At 67.1% G+C, this 14,433-nt stretch carries 20 protein-coding genes; 14 read left to right on the forward strand and 6 right to left on the reverse strand.

Features of this window, described 5'->3' with window-relative positions; all coding sequences use genetic code 11:
* Positions 1 to 136: 136 nt before the first annotated feature.
* Positions 137 to 589 (reverse strand): CopD family protein, encoded by a 453-nt coding sequence (locus ABLE38_RS09090; protein WP_348973834.1) that lies wholly within the window; start codon positions 587 to 589, stop codon positions 137 to 139.
* Positions 590 to 592: 3 nt separating this feature from the next.
* Entirely contained in the window at positions 593 to 1,615 is a 1,023-nt protein-coding gene (gene hemE, locus ABLE38_RS09095) for a uroporphyrinogen decarboxylase (RefSeq protein ID WP_348974472.1), read from the reverse strand.
* Positions 1,616 to 1,916: 301 nt separating this feature from the next.
* On the opposite strand from hemE, the gene ABLE38_RS09100 reads away from it, so the two are divergent.
* The 11 genes from ABLE38_RS09100 (at position 1,917) to ABLE38_RS09150 (ending at position 8,728) form a co-directional block, all read left to right on the forward strand.
* Positions 1,917 to 2,741: a pyruvate, water dikinase regulatory protein gene (locus tag ABLE38_RS09100; protein ID WP_348973835.1), complete on the forward strand. Its 825-nt coding sequence runs from the start codon at positions 1,917 to 1,919 to the stop codon at positions 2,739 to 2,741.
* Positions 2,738 to 3,334 carry a nucleoside triphosphate pyrophosphatase gene (locus ABLE38_RS09105; RefSeq protein ID WP_348973836.1) on the forward strand — a complete coding sequence of 199 codons (597 nt, stop codon included), beginning with the start codon at positions 2,738 to 2,740 and terminating at the stop codon, positions 3,332 to 3,334. The genes ABLE38_RS09100 and ABLE38_RS09105 overlap by 4 nt, the downstream gene beginning before the upstream one ends.
* Complete coding sequence (gene aroE / locus ABLE38_RS09110) at positions 3,331 to 4,140, forward strand: shikimate dehydrogenase (RefSeq protein ID WP_348973837.1); 810 nt, start codon at positions 3,331 to 3,333, stop codon at positions 4,138 to 4,140. Before ABLE38_RS09105 ends, aroE begins: the two co-directional genes overlap by 4 nt.
* Positions 4,137 to 4,730, forward strand: coding sequence for a dephospho-CoA kinase (gene coaE, locus ABLE38_RS09115; RefSeq protein ID WP_348973838.1), 594 nt, complete (start codon positions 4,137 to 4,139; stop codon positions 4,728 to 4,730). Before aroE ends, coaE begins: the two co-directional genes overlap by 4 nt.
* Positions 4,731 to 4,737: 7 nt before the next feature.
* Positions 4,738 to 5,430 (forward strand): DNA polymerase III subunit epsilon, encoded by a 693-nt coding sequence (gene dnaQ, locus ABLE38_RS09120; protein WP_348973839.1) that lies wholly within the window; start codon positions 4,738 to 4,740, stop codon positions 5,428 to 5,430.
* 72 nt (positions 5,431 to 5,502) lie between these two features.
* Complete coding sequence (gene raiA, locus ABLE38_RS09125) at positions 5,503 to 6,090, forward strand: ribosome-associated translation inhibitor RaiA (protein ID WP_348973840.1); 588 nt, start codon at positions 5,503 to 5,505, stop codon at positions 6,088 to 6,090.
* A gap of 41 nt (positions 6,091 to 6,131) precedes the next feature.
* Entirely contained in the window at positions 6,132 to 6,599 is a 468-nt protein-coding gene (locus tag ABLE38_RS09130; protein ID WP_348973841.1) for a PTS sugar transporter subunit IIA, read from the forward strand.
* A 1-nt stretch (position 6,600) separates the two neighbouring features.
* Positions 6,601 to 7,065 carry a PaaI family thioesterase gene (locus ABLE38_RS09135; RefSeq protein ID WP_348974473.1) on the forward strand — a complete coding sequence of 155 codons (465 nt, stop codon included), beginning with the start codon at positions 6,601 to 6,603 and terminating at the stop codon, positions 7,063 to 7,065.
* Positions 7,065 to 7,403 (forward strand): DUF1491 family protein, encoded by a 339-nt coding sequence (locus ABLE38_RS09140; RefSeq protein WP_348973842.1) that lies wholly within the window; start codon positions 7,065 to 7,067, stop codon positions 7,401 to 7,403. The genes ABLE38_RS09135 and ABLE38_RS09140 overlap by 1 nt, the downstream gene beginning before the upstream one ends.
* A gap of 157 nt (positions 7,404 to 7,560) precedes the next feature.
* On the forward strand, positions 7,561 to 8,196 hold the full coding sequence (locus ABLE38_RS09145) for a cell wall hydrolase (protein ID WP_348973843.1): 636 nt from the start codon (positions 7,561 to 7,563) through the stop codon (positions 8,194 to 8,196).
* A 49-nt stretch (positions 8,197 to 8,245) separates the two neighbouring features.
* Positions 8,246 to 8,728, forward strand: a complete 483-nt coding sequence (locus tag ABLE38_RS09150; protein ID WP_348973844.1) for an MmcB family DNA repair protein — start codon at positions 8,246 to 8,248, stop codon at positions 8,726 to 8,728.
* Here the strand turns inward: ABLE38_RS09150 and ABLE38_RS09155 are convergent.
* Entirely contained in the window at positions 8,725 to 9,342 is a 618-nt protein-coding gene (locus ABLE38_RS09155; RefSeq protein ID WP_348973845.1) for an ankyrin repeat domain-containing protein, read from the reverse strand. The two genes, ABLE38_RS09150 and ABLE38_RS09155, sit on opposite strands and share 4 nt — an antisense overlap.
* A 68-nt stretch (positions 9,343 to 9,410) precedes the next feature.
* Here ABLE38_RS09155 and ABLE38_RS09160 point away from each other — a divergent pair, with 68 nt between their 5' ends.
* Genes ABLE38_RS09160 through ABLE38_RS09170 form a run of 3 tightly spaced genes read left to right on the forward strand, consistent with a single transcriptional unit; the run spans position 9,411 to position 11,108 of the window.
* Positions 9,411 to 9,992 (forward strand): SCO family protein, encoded by a 582-nt coding sequence (locus tag ABLE38_RS09160; protein ID WP_348973846.1) that lies wholly within the window; start codon positions 9,411 to 9,413, stop codon positions 9,990 to 9,992.
* A 10-nt stretch (positions 9,993 to 10,002) separates the two neighbouring features.
* On the forward strand, positions 10,003 to 10,437 hold the full coding sequence (locus tag ABLE38_RS09165) for a YcgN family cysteine cluster protein (RefSeq protein ID WP_348973847.1): 435 nt from the start codon (positions 10,003 to 10,005) through the stop codon (positions 10,435 to 10,437).
* A complete protein-coding gene (locus tag ABLE38_RS09170; protein WP_348973848.1) occupies positions 10,434 to 11,108 on the forward strand; it encodes a SprT family zinc-dependent metalloprotease in 675 nt (224 codons plus the stop codon). Before ABLE38_RS09165 ends, ABLE38_RS09170 begins: the two co-directional genes overlap by 4 nt.
* Before the next feature lie 124 nt (positions 11,109 to 11,232).
* Here ABLE38_RS09170 and ABLE38_RS09175 read toward each other — a convergent pair whose 3' ends face one another.
* The 3 genes from ABLE38_RS09175 to ABLE38_RS09185 are packed head-to-tail and all read right to left on the reverse strand — an operon-like array spanning position 11,233 to position 14,358.
* A complete protein-coding gene (locus ABLE38_RS09175) occupies positions 11,233 to 13,398 on the reverse strand; it encodes a PBP1A family penicillin-binding protein (RefSeq protein WP_348973849.1) in 2,166 nt (721 codons plus the stop codon).
* A gap of 42 nt (positions 13,399 to 13,440) precedes the next feature.
* A complete protein-coding gene (msrB, locus tag ABLE38_RS09180; RefSeq protein WP_348973850.1) occupies positions 13,441 to 13,872 on the reverse strand; it encodes a peptide-methionine (R)-S-oxide reductase MsrB in 432 nt (143 codons plus the stop codon).
* A 33-nt stretch (positions 13,873 to 13,905) separates the two neighbouring features.
* Entirely contained in the window at positions 13,906 to 14,358 is a 453-nt protein-coding gene (locus tag ABLE38_RS09185) for a beta-carotene hydroxylase (RefSeq protein ID WP_348974474.1), read from the reverse strand.
* Positions 14,359 to 14,433 lie beyond the last annotated feature (75 nt).

The following is a 14,433-nucleotide window of genomic DNA, read 5'->3' on the forward strand; positions in this document are numbered from 1 at the left end:
GTGACCCGGTCCACGCTGTGGAATTAGGAGTGGCCCACCCCCAAGTCAACCGGGATCGGCGGTCTGGGATGCGCTTTTGCGACAGGCCTCATATTGCTGCGATGCACCGTTTCGGAGCAATAATGTTACACAGGGCTCAGAAGGGCTTCACCACCGCCAGGATCACGACCAGCACCACTGCCAGCGCGGGCAGCTCGCCGAGCATGCGCAAGCGGCGCGGCGCGATGCTGCCCTGCCCCTTGGCGAGCTTCTTCGAATAGCCGACCGCCCAGCCGTGGAATCCGGAAAGCAGCAGCACGATCAACAGCTTGGCATGGAGCCAGCCGAGCCCGGCGCCGCCTTCGAACAGGCCGAGATTGGCCGCGAGGCAAAGGCCCAGGATCCAGACGATCAGGATCGAAGGGGCGAGGATCATCCGGCGGAGCAGCGCCTCGCGCCTCTCCCAGGCGGCGGCCTCCGCGGTGCCGAGCGCTTCCTGGTGATGCACCAGATAGCGCGGCAGCAGGAACAGGCCGGCCATCCAGAAGATCACGAAGATGATGTGGAACGCCTTGACCCACAGATAGGCACCGCCAAGCCATCCCGCCATTGTCTATCCCCTGATCCTGGCCAGCAGCCGCTCGACATGCGCGATCGGCGTGTCCTGCTGGATGCCGTGCCCGAGATTGAACACATGCGGCCGGCTTGGAAAGGCCGAAAGGATGCGGTCGACCGCGCGATCGAGCGTTTCGCCGCCGGCGATCAGCGCGAGCGGATCGAGATTGCCCTGCACCGGCAGCCCCTCGGGCAGCACGGCGTTCGCCCAGGCCGGGTCGACCGTTTCGTCGAGCCCGAGCGCGTCCACCCCGGTCTCGCGGGCATAGGCAGGCAGCTTGCCGCCAGCGCCCTTGGGGAAGCCGATCACCGGCGCCTTGCCCTGCACCGCGGCGGCGATCCGTGCGGTCGGCGCGATCACCCAGCGCTCGAACTGTTCGGGGCTCAGGCTACCGGCCCAGCTGTCGAAAAGCTGCACCGCCTCGACGCCCGCGCCGATCTGCGCGCCGAGATAGTCGATCGTGCATTCAGCGATGCGATCGATCAGCGCCTGCATCAGGCCCGGATCGGCATAGGCCAGCCGCCGCGCTTCGGCCTGCTCGCGGCTGCCCTGGCCGGCGATCATATAGGTGGCGACGGTCCAGGGGCTGCCTGCAAAGCCCAGGAAGGTGGTCTTGGGGTCGAGGGCGGCCGAGACCCGCCGAACCGTCGCATAGACCGGCTGAAGGGTCTCTGGCTGCGATTCAAGGCCATCCAGGATCTGGCGGGCGGTCACCGTCGGCGCCAGGCGCGGGCCTTCGCCGGTCTCGAACCACAGCTTCTGCCCCAGCGCCATCGGCACCATCAGGATGTCGGAGAACAGGATCGCGCCGTCCATGCCGAAGCGGCGGATCGGCTGGAGCGTGATCTCGGCCGCAGCCTCGGGGTCCAGTGCCAGCGCGAGGAATCCGCCCTTCTCGGCCCGAAGCGCGCGATATTCGGGGAGATAGCGCCCGGCCTGGCGCATCAGCCACACGGGCGGTTTCTCCTGCCGAGCACCCTTGAGCGTTTCGAGCAGCGGCTTGGGGCTGGGGACGGTCAGTGCCTCGATCCTAATACTATAAAGAATGAATCTAGAGATTGTTGGAGTCTGTTGGGGCGTGGAAGCCGGGGCTTATGCGCTCGTCCGCGACTTGCCAACAGATTGACTCGCGCGGCCCCACGGGACTCTCCGGATTCGCTGGCGCTATCCCCGTTTTCCACAGGCCGTGCATCGGAACGACAGGCTGGGGACGCGGTTGTGGACGAATCACCAGCGGGAGTCATCGAACTGACCCGATTGGTTCGCGCGCCTGGTTGCGCTAGTGGCTGTGGGGCATGTTCTCCACAGATTCACTAACGGCGTGATGCGGCTGCACCTTCACCTCCTCTCCGACTCCACCGGCGAGACGCTGGAGAATATCGCCAAGGCGGCGCTCGCCCAATATGACGATGTCGAAACGCTCCGGCATTTCTGGCCGATGGTGCGCAGCGAAGCGCATCTCGAGCGGATCCTCCAGGAGATTTCGCAGAATCCCGGCCTGGTGCTGTTCACGCTGGTGAACCCCGAGACGCGGCGCACGCTCGAGAGCCGCTGCCGCGCGATGGGCCTGCCGGCGATCGCCCCGCTCGATCCGGTCAACCACGCGCTCTCCAACCTGCTCGGCCAGGAAGCCAAGGCGCGGCCCGGACGCCAGCACACCCTCGACGCTGCCTATTTCGCCCGCGTCGATGCGATCCAGTTCACCATCGCGCATGACGACGGGCTGCTCGCCGAGGATTGGGAGGAGGCGGACATCCTTCTCGCCGGCGTCTCGCGCTCGTCCAAGACGCCGACCTCGATCTACCTGGCGAACCGCGGCTACAAGACCGCCAACATCCCGATCGTGGTCGAATCGCCGCCGCCGCCCGAGCTCTACAAGCTCAGGCACCCGCTGATCGTCGGCCTCACCACCAGCGCCGATCGGCTGATCCAGATCCGCCGAAACCGCCTGCTTTCGCTGAATCAGGCGACGGAAACCAGCTATGTCGAGCAGGACGCGGTGACGCGCGAAGTCGCCTATGCCCGCCGAATGTTCGCCGACAATGGCTGGCCGGTGATCGACGTGACGCGCCGCTCGATCGAGGAAACCGCGGCGGCGATCATCCAGCTGTGCAACGAACGCACGCTCGAAAAGGGAAGTTCATGAAGCTCGTTCTCGCTTCACAAAGCGCCTCGCGCCGGGCGATGCTCAATGACGCCGGCGTGCCGCACGAGGCAGTGACCGCGCAGGTCGACGAAGCCTCGGCCAAGGCGGCTTTGCGTGCCGACGGCATTTCGCCGCGCGACCTGGCCGATGCGCTGGCGGAGCTGAAGGCGCGCAAGGTCTCCGGCCTGGTGCCGACCGCCTTGGTGCTTGGCGGCGATTCGCTGGTCGCGCTCGACGACGGTTCGTTGCTCGACAAGCCGGAGAGCCGCGAGCAGGCCGCGGATCACCTCCGCCGCATGTCGGGCAAGACCCATGACATCTTCAGCGCCGCAGTGATCGCCGAAGGCGGCCGCGCGGTGTGGCGCCATGTCGATCGGGCGAAGCTCCATGTCCGCCCGCTTTCGGAGAAGTTCATCGCCGAATATCTCGATGTCGAATGGCCCGCGATCGCCGGGTGCGTCGGCTGCTTCCGGATCGAGGGCCCGGGCGTCCAGCTGTTCAGCCGGACCGAAGGCAGCCAGTTCACCATCCTCGGCATGCCGCTGCTGCCGATCCTCGACTATCTGCGCATCCGAGGGATTCTGACGTCATGACACCGTATGCCGAAGTGATCGGCGATCCCATCGCCCAGTCCAAGTCGCCGCTGATCCACGGCTTCTGGCTGGAGCAACTCGGCATCGAGGCCGACTATCGGCGCGCGCATGTTAAGCCCGACGAGCTTGCCGGCTATTTCGAATCGCGCCGCGGCGATCCGGCCTGGCGCGGCTGCAACATCACGCTGCCGCACAAGGAAGCCGCGCTCGAATTTGTCGAGGATCGCGGCGGCATCCGCCAGTCGATCGGTGCGATCAACACCGTCATCCGCGCCGAGGACGGCGCGTTGATCGGCACCAACACCGATGCCGGCGGCTTCTACACGCCAATCGCGGGGCTCGATCTCGACGGCAAGCACGCGGTGGTGATCGGCGCGGGCGGCGCCGCGCGGGCGATCCTGTTCGCGCTCTCCAAGATCGGCATCGGCCGCGTGACGATCCTCAACCGCAATGTGCTCAAGGGCGCGGCGTTGCTATCGAGCTTCGGGATCAAGGGCGATGCGCTGGCGCTGAACGCCAAGCTGCCGCCGGCCGCCTTGCTGGTGAATGCCAGTGCGCTCGGCATGGTCGGCCAGCCGCCGCTTGAGGTCGACCTGTCGCCGCTGCCCGAGGATGCGGTCGTCTATGACGCCGTCTATTCGCCGCTCGAGACCGGCCTGCTCGCCCAGGCGCGCGCGCGCGAGCTCGACACGGTGGACGGGCTCGGGATGCTGGTCGGCCAGGCCGCGCTCGCCTTCGAGCTGTTCTTCGGCGCCGAGCCTCCGCGCGACCGCGACGAGGAGCTGCGCGAGCTGCTGCTCGCATGATCACGCTAGGCCTGACCGGGTCGATCGGCATGGGCAAGTCGACGGTGGCGGCGATGTTCCGCGACGAGGGCGTGCCCGTGTTCGACGCCGATGAAGCGGTGCACCAGCTCCAGGGTCCGGGCGGCCGGATCGTCTCGGCGATCGAGGCGATGTTCCCCGGCACCACCGGCCCCGAAGGCGTCGATCGCCCGGCGCTGCGTGCCCAAGTGTTCGGCGACCAGGCGGCGTTCGCCCGGCTCGAATCGATCATGCACCCCGCGGTCGGCGAGGAGCGTGAGACATTCCTGGCGCGCCATGCCGGGGCGGCGCTGGTGGTGCTCGACGTGCCGCTGCTGTTCGAGACCGGCGGCGATGCCGGGGTCGATCGCGTCGCGGTGGTCTCCGCGCCGCCCGACGTCCAGCGCCGCCGCACCCTCGCCAGGCCCGGCATGACCGCCGCGCGATTCGAGGAGATCCTCGCCCGCCAGATGCCGGATGCGGCCAAGCGCGCCCGCGCCGATTTCGTGATTCCGACGGGCGGTTCCCTCGATGAGACGCGCGCCGCGGTGCGCGATGTCATCGCTTGCCTCGAAGCCCTGGCGGGAGGATAAGTGACAAATGCGTGAAATCGTGTTCGACACCGAAACCACCGGGCTCAGCTTCTCGGGAGGCGACCGGCTGGTCGAGATCGGCTGTGTCGAACTGGTCAACCGGGTGCTGACCGGGCGCCATTTCCACGCTTATGTGAATCCCCAGCGGCCGATGCCGATCGAGGCGTTCAATGTCCACGGCCTTTCGGAAGTGTTCCTTTCGGACAAGCCGCTGTTCCACGACGTGGTCGAGGACCTGCTCGAGTTCATCGGCGACAGCCCGATGATCGCGCACAACGCGAATTTCGACTTCGGCTTCGTCAATGGCGAGCTGACCAAGTGCGGCCGGCCGATCGTCGATCTCTCGCGCATGGTCGATACGCTGGCGATCGCCCGGGTGAAGCATCCCGGCGCCAAGCACACGCTCGACGCGCTGTGCACGCGCTACGGCATCGACCTGACCCAGCGCACGCTGCACGGCGCGCTGATCGACGCGTCGCTGCTGGCGCAAGTCTATGTCGAACTGACCGGCGGGCGGCAGATCACGCTGGGCCTCGCGGTGGACGCGCCGATCGTGCGCGAGACCGCGGCCGAGGCCCCGACGCGGGTACATGTGCGCCCCGCGCGGCAATTTGAAGCGAGCGCGGCGGAACTTGAACGCCACGCAGCCTTTCTCTCTAAGATGGAGGAGCCGCTCTGGGGCGCCGCCGCAGCCAGTTGAACCCGGTTTTGGCCGGAATCAAAGGGCTGGGACCCCGCCCCAGCTAACGTCCTCGCAATAGCGGAGGTGAAGATGGACATCCGGGTTTCTGGGCATCAGGTCGAGACCGGCGCCGCGCTCAAGGCGCAGGTCAACGAACGGCTCCAGGGGATCGCCGACAAATATTTCTCGCGCGCGATCTCGTCCCAGGCCACCTTCGGCAAGGGACCGCACGACAACGGTTTCACCTGTGACATCGTGATGCACGTGATGCAGGGCCTGGTGCTGAAGGCGGCGAATACCGGGATGGAAGCGCATGGCGCGTTCGACGGCGCCGCGGACCGTATCGACAAGCAGCTGCGGCGCTACACGCGCCGGCTCAAGGATCGCCAGAACGGCGTGGTCAGCGCGTTCGCCGAGAACGGTGCGTACGACAATAATGCCGGATACACGCTGTTCCAGGAGCCGGCCGACGAGGAAGAACCGTCGGATGCGCCGCTGATCATCGCCGAGACTCGAGTCGATGTGCCCGATGCCACCGTTTCGGACGCAGTTATGATGCTCGACCTGCGCCACACCAACGCGCTGCTCTTCCGAAATAGCGCGACAGGGGCGCACAACATGGTCTATCGGCGCGGCGATGGGACGATTGGCTGGGTGGAACCCAATCGAGCTGCCTGAGTTAGGCACGCGCCGGGGGGCGGACCTCAACTGGAAATTCGATGACGACGATCAGTGATTTGCTCGTGCCGGAGGCAGTGCTCTCCGGCGTGAGCGTTGCCAGCAAGAAGGCGCTGTTCGCAGCGCTGGGGGCAGCCGCCGCCGAGGCCTATGGCCTCGACGCGCGGGCGGTGGCCGATACGCTTGCCGAGCGCGAGAAGCTCGGCTCGACCGGCTTCGGCGCCGGAATCGCCATTCCGCATGGCAAGCTCGATGCGATCCGCCGCGTCTGCGGCGTCTTCGTGCGGCTCGACAAGCCCGTCGATTTCGGCGCGGTGGACGAGCTGCCCGTCGACCTGGTGTTCATGCTGCTCTCGCCGGTCGGCGCGGGTGCCGATCACCTCAAGGCGCTGGCCTGCGTCTCGCGGCTGTTGCGCGACAAGGGCGTGGCGGCCAAGCTGCGTGGCGCCGGATCGAAGGATGCGCTCTACGCGCTGCTCGCCGGCGTGGAGACGCGTGACGCTGCCTGAGATGCCCGGGTCCGCGTCGCCGACCGGTGCCGAGGCGCATTTCCGCGCCTTGGAATCGCTCTATGCGGCGGCGCCGATCAACCGGCTGTTCGAATCGGTGCTTGAGATTCCCGAGCCGGGTGTCGCGCGGATCCGCTTCGATATCGACGAGCGCTATTTCCATGCGGCGGGCGCCGCGCACGGCACGAGCTATTTCAAGATGCTCGACGATGCGGCCTTCTATGCGGTCAACAGCCTGGTCACCGATCGCTTCGTGCTGACCACCCAGTTCAACCTGCTGCTCACCAAGCCGCTCGGTCCCGGACCGGTGGTCGCGGAGGGGCGGTGGGTGAGCGGGCAGCGGCGGGTGTTCGTCGGCGAAGCGCGGCTGATCGACGCGACCGGCGAGGAAGCCGCGCGCGGCACAGGCACCTTCATGCGCTCGCGGATCGCGCTCGCCTCGCTGCCTGGCTACGTCCAGGGCTGATGGCGCGGCTCGCCACCGGGTTGCTCGTCAACGCGCTGATCCGTCGTGCCGAGGGCGCGGGCGGCGGCGCGATGGTGTTGGCAAAGGGCGACGCCACGGCGGGTGCGCTGCTGCTGCTGCTGGTCGAGCGCGGTGCCAACCCGCGCTTCGTCGAGCGCGGCCTCGGCCCGGATGGAAATCCCGCGCTGATCGCCTCGGGCCCGCGCGAATTGACCGATGACGGTGAGGTCAGCGCCTATTGGCAGCGACGCCGGCAGCGCGATTCCGACCTGTGGGTGGTCGAACTGGATATCGCGGATGGGGAACGGTTCGCCGCTGAAACATTGGCGATGAATTGACATATCGGTGCCGCGAAGCGAAAGGCCGCACCCACATGCAATCGCGTTGTGCTGCCCGGGGTGTGAAGTCGGTCGGTTACGCAGTCGGGGGGGAAGCCCGGCGGTCCATATGAAAACCAGGGCCGGCCGCGCACCAACCGCATAATAACGAAGTTTAATGAAGCTCATTCACCGTGTCGCGTGCTTCGCGACCGTGACCTTTTGCGCTGGCGCACTTGCGAATGCCGCCACGCTCGATGTGACCCTCGCCGCGCAGGAAGCGCCGGTTCAGATGGTCAACTCGCTGGAACATCAGGTTGTTCCCACGCCGGCTCCCCAGGCCGCGCCGCTTCCGGTCAAGGAAGCAGTCCAGCAGATCCCGAACGCGGATGCGGACGAAGATTTCGACTCGCTCACCGAAGCCGTGGCCGCGCAGGCAGCGCCCGCGTCGCTCGACAGCGAGCTCAATTGCCTTGCGGTCAGCGTTTATTACGAATCGAAGAGCGAGCCGCTCGCCGGCCAGCTCGCCGTGGCGGACGTGATCCTCAACCGCACCGAATCGGGCCGCTTCCCGCGCTCGGTGTGCGGCGTCGTCACGCAGCGCGGCCAGTTCTCCTTCGTGCGCGGCGGCAAGCTGCCGACGCCGCCGGCGAACGGCCAGTGGAAGAAGGCGCTTGCCGTCGCCCAGGTGGCGATGAAGGAGCAGTGGGATTCGCCCGTGCCTGAGGCGCTGTATTTCCATGCTCGCTATGTGAAGCCGAGCTGGAAGCGCGCCCGTGTCGGCTCGGTCGGCAATCATGTTTTCTATCGCTGAGTGAGTCGCGGGCTTCCCCGCGTTCGCTTAATGTTCTAGACGGCCGGGGATGAACTCCCCGGCCGTTTCGATTCAGACCGATCCGCTTATCGCCGCAGACGTCGCGCGCGGGGTCACGCGCCTGCTGCTCCGCCACGATTGCGTCGCGCTCGCCGAGGTACCGCTCGAGGGCGGTCGCCGCGCCGACCTGATGGCGATCGATTCGCGCGGCAACATCGTCATTGTCGAGATCAAGGTTGCGCGCGCCGATCTGCTCGGCGACGGCAAATGGACCGACTATCTCGCGCATTGCGACCGCTTCTTCTGGGCGGTGCCCGAGGGCTTCGACCTGCGCCCGCTCGAGCAGCAGGGCTTCCTGCCCGCCCGCGCCGGGATCATCGTCGCCGATCGCTATGATGCCGCGGTGATGCGCGAGGCGGCGACGGTGCCGCTGCCCGCCCCCACCCGCAGGAAATGCACGCTGGCCTTTGCCCGGCGCGCCGCGCGCCGGGTCATCCAGATCCTCGATCCCGACGCCGAGGCGAGCTTCTAGAGCTTGGGTCCGGCCGGGCCGAGGCCGCCGCTCGTCTTGCCGCCCTTCTGGGCCTCGGCGAGCAGCTTGGCGATCTGCGGATAGCGCGTCTCGTCGCGGGCATAATCGCGCGCCGACTTGCCGGTGACATTGTCGGTCCGGTCCGGATTGGCACCGGCGGCGAGCAGCTGGCGGACGACTTCGATCTCGTGCACCTGCACTGCGCGGATCAGCGGAGTCTCGCCGCTCGCATTCTGCGTGTTCACGTTCGCGCCGTACTTGATCAGGATCGACACGCCCTCGCCCCAGCCGCGCTCGGCGGCGATGAGCAGCGCTGTGTTGCCGCGATTGTCCTTCAGGTTGGCGTCGATGTCGTCCTGCTGGAGCAGCACGCGCAGATAGGTCGCGTCGCTGCGGCGGGTGACGATGTGGATCGCGCCCTCGCCCGTCGTCTTGTCCTTGGTGTTGACGATGCGGAGCGACTTGTTCTCGAGGAACTTGTTCACCTTGGCGCCGTCCGTCTCGCGGACCGCGTTCAGGAAATTATAGCTGTCGGAGAATTGCTGGGCCGATGCCGGCAGCGCGGCGAACATCAGCAGGGCGGCGCCGGCGGCGCCCATTACGCGAACGATCATCTCTTGCCCAAACCCCATAGCGGCAGTGCTTGCAAGCCCGGAACTATCAGATCATGGCTGGAGACACCATGAGCAGGATATTTCAGGGCATTGCGCCTTTGCTACTGATCGTCTCGGGCTGCAGCGGCCCCGCGGACGAGCCGCCCCTCGCCGGCGCCCGCATCGGCGGCCCCTTCACGCTCACCGATCAGCGCGGCAAGGCGGTGCACGACAGCGATTTCGCCGGCAAATATCGCATCGTCTATTTCGGCTACACCTATTGCCCGGACATCTGCCCGACCGACATGCTCAAGATCGGCCAGGCGATGAAGGCGCTCGACAAGCAGGCGCCGGAAAAGGCCAGGGCGATCGTGCCAATCTTCATCACCGTCGATCCCGAGCGCGACACGCCCCAGGTGGTCGGCGAGTTCGTCCGCAATTTCGACGACCGGATCGTCGGCCTGACCGGCAGCCCCAAGGCGATCGAGGCCGTCGAGAAGCAATATGCGGTCTATGCCAGGAAGGAAGCGCCCGGTCCGGGCGGCGCCTATCTGGTAGGACACAGCCAGATTGCCTATCTGATGGACAAGGACGGCAAGCCGATCACGTCGCTGCCGATCGAGAAGGATGCTGCGGCCGTGGTGGCGCAGCTCGACCATTGGGTGAAATGACCGGTAGATAATGACCAGTAGATTCTGGGAAGACGTGCCGCTGGCAAAGCTCGACCGCGCGCAATGGGAAGCCTTGTGCGACGGGTGCGGGAAGTGCTGCATCCACAAGCTGGAGGATGAGGAGACCGGCGAGCTCCTCGCCACCAACGTCGCCTGCCGCCTGCTCGACCGGCGGATGGGCCGCTGCTCGGACTACAAGCACCGCCATGCCTATGTCGCCGAATGCGTGCGGCTCAATTCGAGCAATGTGAGCAAGATCGAGTGGCTCCCCTCGACCTGCGCCTATCGCCTGCGCGGCGAGGGCAAGCAGCTGCCCGGCTGGCATTATCTGGTCAGCGGCGATCCCGAGTCGGTCCACGCCGCCGGCCAGTCGACGCGCGGCTGGACGGTCAGCGAGGACGATGTGATCGATTTCGAGCATCACCTGGTGGACCGCGAGCTTTGAACGAGCCCGAGATCGAGGTGGTCCGCAATGCCCGGTCGCGGCGGATGCGGCTCTCGATCGATCCGCGCTCGGGCAAGGTGAAGCTCACCCTGCCGCCGCGCGCCTCGCTCAAGAAGGCGATGGACTGGGCGCGCGAGCACCAAAGCTGGATCGCCGCGCAACAGGCCAGGATGCCCGAGGCGCGGCCCTTTGCGCCCGGCGCGCGCATTCCGATCGGCGATGCCGAGGTGGAGATCGTGTGGCCAGCCAGCGGTGCGGGCAGGACGCCGCGACTCCTCGGCGAGCAGTTGCTCTGCGGCGGCCCGCGCGAAGGGCTGGAGAAGCGCATCGAGCGCTGGCTGCGCCAGGCGGCGCTCGACCTGCTCAGCGAAGAGACCGCCGAATATGCCGAGCGCGCCGGCGTGACCGTCACCAAGGTGTCGATCGGCGATCCGCGCGGCCGCTGGGGCAGCTGCACCTCCTCGGGCCAGATCCGCTACAGCTGGCGGCTGCTGCTTGCGCCGAGCCATGTCCGCCGCTCGACGGTGGCGCACGAGGTGGCGCACCGCGTGCACATGAATCACTCGCCGGCCTTCCACCGGGTGGTGGCGGAACTGTACGAGGGCGATCCGGATCGAGCGCGCGCCTGGCTCAAGCGCAACGGCGCCGGACTGCACTGGTACGGCAGGTAACAGCCGGTACCCCCGCGCAAGCGGGACGCCCTCTCGTGCGCTATCCCAGATCCCTGTCGTTGTGCTTGCCGCCCATCCGGGAGATGGGTCCCCGCTTTCGCGGGGATGCCGACAGGGCCTGCAGCTATTCGCCCCGCGGCGCCTCACCGCGCGGCGCCGGAGCCGGCTGGCGCGGGGCATCGCGCGGCACGTCCCGCGGTGCATCGCGCTGGTCCCGCTGCGGCTGGGCCGGGGCAGGCGTGCGCTTGCCGGTCATCCGGTCGATCCAGTCCTGGTCGAGCTGCTCGTCGCCCTGCTGGGCCGGCTGGCCCTGCTGCTGCGGCGGAAGCTGCTGCTCGGTGCCGTCGCCATGCGGCTGCTGGTCCTGGGGCAGCGGGTTGCCGTCCTGGTCGACGAACAGGCCATTGTCCGGCTCGGCATAGGCCGCATTCTCTTCGTCGAGCTGATATTCGGGCAGCGTCACCTGCGTGTCGAACGCCTCGGCCGGTCGCTTCGCCACCGCCTTGATCATGAAGTCATGAAAGGCGCGCGCCGGCGCGGTGCCGCCCTGCAGGCCGGGGACGACCTTGGCATCGTCGCGGCCCATCCACACGCCCGTGGTCAGGCCCGAGGAGAAGCCGATGAACCAGCCATCCTTGTTCGAAGTGGTGGTGCCGGTCTTGCCCGCCACCGGGCGGCCGATCTGCGCGGCGCGGCCGGTGCCGGTGGCAACTGCGGTCTGCATCAGGTCGGTCATCTGCGCGGCGACATAGGGAGCGACGAGCACATGGCTGGTATCGACTTCGTGCTGGTAGATCACTGCGCCGTTCGCGGTCACCCGGGTGATGCCATAGGGCGTCACCGCCACGCCCTTGGCCGCCACCGAGGCGAAGGCGCGGGTCATGTCGATCAGGCGCACGTCGGAGGTGCCGAGCACCATGGCCGGGTGCGTGTCCACCGGGGTGGTGATGCCGAAGCGGCGCGCCATGTCGGCGATCGTGCCGAAGCCGACTTCCTGGCCCATCTTCGCCGCGATCGTGTTGACCGAATAGGCGAAGGCGGTGCGGATATTCATCTCGCCGCGGAACGCGCCCGAGCTGTTGCGCGGGCTCCAGCCGTTGATCGTCACCGGCTCGTCGACCACCAGGTCGTCGGGCTTGTGGCCGGCCTCGAGCGCGGCGAGATAGACGAACAGCTTGAAGGCCGAGCCCGGCTGGCGCGTCGCCTGAGTCGCGCGGTTGTAGATCGACGCGACATAGTCCTTGCCACCCACCATCGCGCGCACGGCGCCGTCACGGTCGAGGCTGATCAGCGCGCCCTGGGCATTGGCCGGGGCGTTGGCGCGGATCGCGTCGTCGGCGGAACGCTGCATCGAAAGGTCGAGCGTGGTCCACACTTCGAGCGGCGCCTCGGTCTCGTCGATCAGCACTTCGAGCTGGGGCAGCGCCCAGTCGGTGAAATAGCGCACGCTGTTCTGCTTGGGCTCGGGGGCGAGCGCCACGGTGTGCGGATCGGTCGCCTTGGCCTGGGCCTCGGTGATCTTGCCGGTCTCGGCCATCAGGTCGAGCACCACGCTGGCGCGGTCGATTGCGGCTTCGGCGTCGGCGGTGGGCGAATAATGCGACGGGGCCTTGACCAGCCCGGCGATCACCGCGGCCTCGGCCAGCGTCAGGTTGGTCGCCGAATGGCCGAAGAATTTCCGGCTCGCCGCGTCGATGCCGTATGCACCGCCGCCGAAATAGACTTTGTTGAGATAGAGCTCGAGGATCTCGTCCTTCGAGAACTTCCGCTCCATCGCCAGCGCGATCACGCCCTCGCGCACCTTGCGGCCAAGGTCGTACTTGTTCGACAGGAAGATCGTGCGCGCCACCTGCTGGGTGATCGTCGAGCCGCCCTGCAGGCGCCGGCCCTCGTCGTGCAGCTGCTTGGCGCGCCAGAACATGCGGGCGACGCCGACGGGATCGACGCCCCAGTGCGATTCGAAGCGGCGATCCTCGGTCGCGATGATCGCGTCCTTCATCACCTGCGGGATCTGGTTGTACTTGATCCACTCGCCATAGCTCGGCCCGAGCGAGACCAGCACGGTGCCGTCGGCGGCATGGACGCGGATCATCTGGCCGTTGGGCGAGGATTTGAGCTCGTCGAAGCTCGGCAGCGTCGACTTGGTCGAATAGACCGCGATCAGCAGCGCGATGAAGCCGAGCAGCGCCAGGCTGCCCCCGCCCACCAGCGTCCAGAACGCAAAGCGCTTCCAGAAGGAGAGGTCACGCCATTTGGGCGTGCGGATCACGGCGGGCAGATTGGATGGCATCGGGGGAGTGCGATTAAGCCCTATTCGGCCCGCTCACAAGGATCAGGCGCCGGTTTCGCTGCTAGCCGGGCCCGGGTTGCCACCGCGTGAACGAAAATCGAGGCTGACCGAGTTCATGCAGTAGCGAAGTCCGGTCGGCGGCGGGCCGTCTGGGAAGACATGGCCGAGATGCCCGTCGCAGCGCGCGCAGCGGGCCTCTACCCGGCGCATGCCGTGGCTGACGTCGGCATGCTCGCTGATGTGCGTCGGGTCGATCGGCTGGGTGAAGCTCGGCCAGCCCGATCCCGAGTCGTATTTGTCGATGCTGTCGAACAGCTCGAGCCCGCAGGCGGCGCAGCGATAGATGCCGTCGGCCTTGTTGTCGTTGTAGCGCCCCGAAAAGGCGCGTTCGGTGCCGGCTTCGCGCAACACGTGAAACTGTTCCGGAGTGAGGCGCTTGCGCCACTCGGTCTCAGAGAGATTCAGATGCTCCATGGCGAAAGCATGTGTGCCCGCCCGAGGTCCGCGTCAATCCGGGTTCGCGCGGAAGCGGGCCAAACCCTTGTTGACCTTCAATTGCCGCTTCAATTCCTCGGCCGGCGGCGCCCAGAGAAAGCCGAAGCTCACCGCGCCCAGCCGCGACTCGACGGCGTGGTGCAGCCGGTGCGCCTGGACGATTCGCTTCATGTAGCGGGAGCGCGGGACATGGCGGTGCGCCACGCGCTGGTGTACGATCACGTCGTGGAAGCCGAAATAGATCGCGCCATAGCCGGCGATTCCCGCACCGATCCAGGTGAAGCCCGGCCACCAGCCCGCCTGCACTCCGCCATAGAGCAGCACGATAGAGGGGATGGCGAAGATCACCGCATAGAGGTCGTTCCACTCGAACCAGCCGCTGCGCGCCCGGTGGTGGCTGGCGTGGAGCACCCAGCCCGGCCCGTGCATCACCCAGCGGTGCATCGCCCAGGCGAACAGCTCCATCGCGGCAAGCGTGGCGAGGAAGAGGGCAAGACCGAACGTCCAGTGCACGGCCCCGCCATAGGCCCGGGCACTCCC

Origin of the sequence: Sphingomonas sp. KR3-1, assembly GCF_040049295.1 — a bacterium.
GTDB lineage: Bacteria > Pseudomonadota > Alphaproteobacteria > Sphingomonadales > Sphingomonadaceae > Sphingomonas.

What these genes read in the sequence shown, in the direction of transcription:
- ABLE38_RS09165 (WP_348973847.1), top strand. Translation starts at nt 10,003, where the DNA reads ATGACCAGTAGATTCTGGGAAGACGTGCCGCTGGCAAAGCTCGACCGC.
- ABLE38_RS09090 (WP_348973834.1), bottom strand. Translation starts at nt 589, where the DNA reads ATGGCGGGATGGCTTGGCGGTGCCTATCTGTGGGTCAAGGCGTTCCAC.
- ABLE38_RS09105 (WP_348973836.1), top strand. Translation starts at nt 2,738, where the DNA reads ATGAAGCTCGTTCTCGCTTCACAAAGCGCCTCGCGCCGGGCGATGCTC.
- ABLE38_RS09145 (WP_348973843.1), top strand. Translation starts at nt 7,561, where the DNA reads ATGAAGCTCATTCACCGTGTCGCGTGCTTCGCGACCGTGACCTTTTGC.
- ABLE38_RS09150 (WP_348973844.1), top strand. Translation starts at nt 8,246, where the DNA reads ATGAACTCCCCGGCCGTTTCGATTCAGACCGATCCGCTTATCGCCGCA.
- raiA (WP_348973840.1), top strand. Translation starts at nt 5,503, where the DNA reads ATGGACATCCGGGTTTCTGGGCATCAGGTCGAGACCGGCGCCGCGCTC.
- ABLE38_RS09155 (WP_348973845.1), bottom strand. Translation starts at nt 9,342, where the DNA reads ATGATCGTTCGCGTAATGGGCGCCGCCGGCGCCGCCCTGCTGATGTTC.
- ABLE38_RS09175 (WP_348973849.1), bottom strand. Translation starts at nt 13,398, where the DNA reads ATGCCATCCAATCTGCCCGCCGTGATCCGCACGCCCAAATGGCGTGAC.
- ABLE38_RS09130 (WP_348973841.1), top strand. Translation starts at nt 6,132, where the DNA reads ATGACGACGATCAGTGATTTGCTCGTGCCGGAGGCAGTGCTCTCCGGC.
- msrB (WP_348973850.1), bottom strand. Translation starts at nt 13,872, where the DNA reads ATGGAGCATCTGAATCTCTCTGAGACCGAGTGGCGCAAGCGCCTCACT.
- ABLE38_RS09135 (WP_348974473.1), top strand. Translation starts at nt 6,601, where the DNA reads ATGCCCGGGTCCGCGTCGCCGACCGGTGCCGAGGCGCATTTCCGCGCC.
- ABLE38_RS09160 (WP_348973846.1), top strand. Translation starts at nt 9,411, where the DNA reads ATGAGCAGGATATTTCAGGGCATTGCGCCTTTGCTACTGATCGTCTCG.
- aroE (WP_348973837.1), top strand. Translation starts at nt 3,331, where the DNA reads ATGACACCGTATGCCGAAGTGATCGGCGATCCCATCGCCCAGTCCAAG.
- coaE (WP_348973838.1), top strand. Translation starts at nt 4,137, where the DNA reads ATGATCACGCTAGGCCTGACCGGGTCGATCGGCATGGGCAAGTCGACG.
- dnaQ (WP_348973839.1), top strand. Translation starts at nt 4,738, where the DNA reads ATGCGTGAAATCGTGTTCGACACCGAAACCACCGGGCTCAGCTTCTCG.
- ABLE38_RS09185 (WP_348974474.1), bottom strand. Translation starts at nt 14,358, where the DNA reads ATGGAGCTGTTCGCCTGGGCGATGCACCGCTGGGTGATGCACGGGCCG.
- ABLE38_RS09140 (WP_348973842.1), top strand. Translation starts at nt 7,065, where the DNA reads ATGGCGCGGCTCGCCACCGGGTTGCTCGTCAACGCGCTGATCCGTCGT.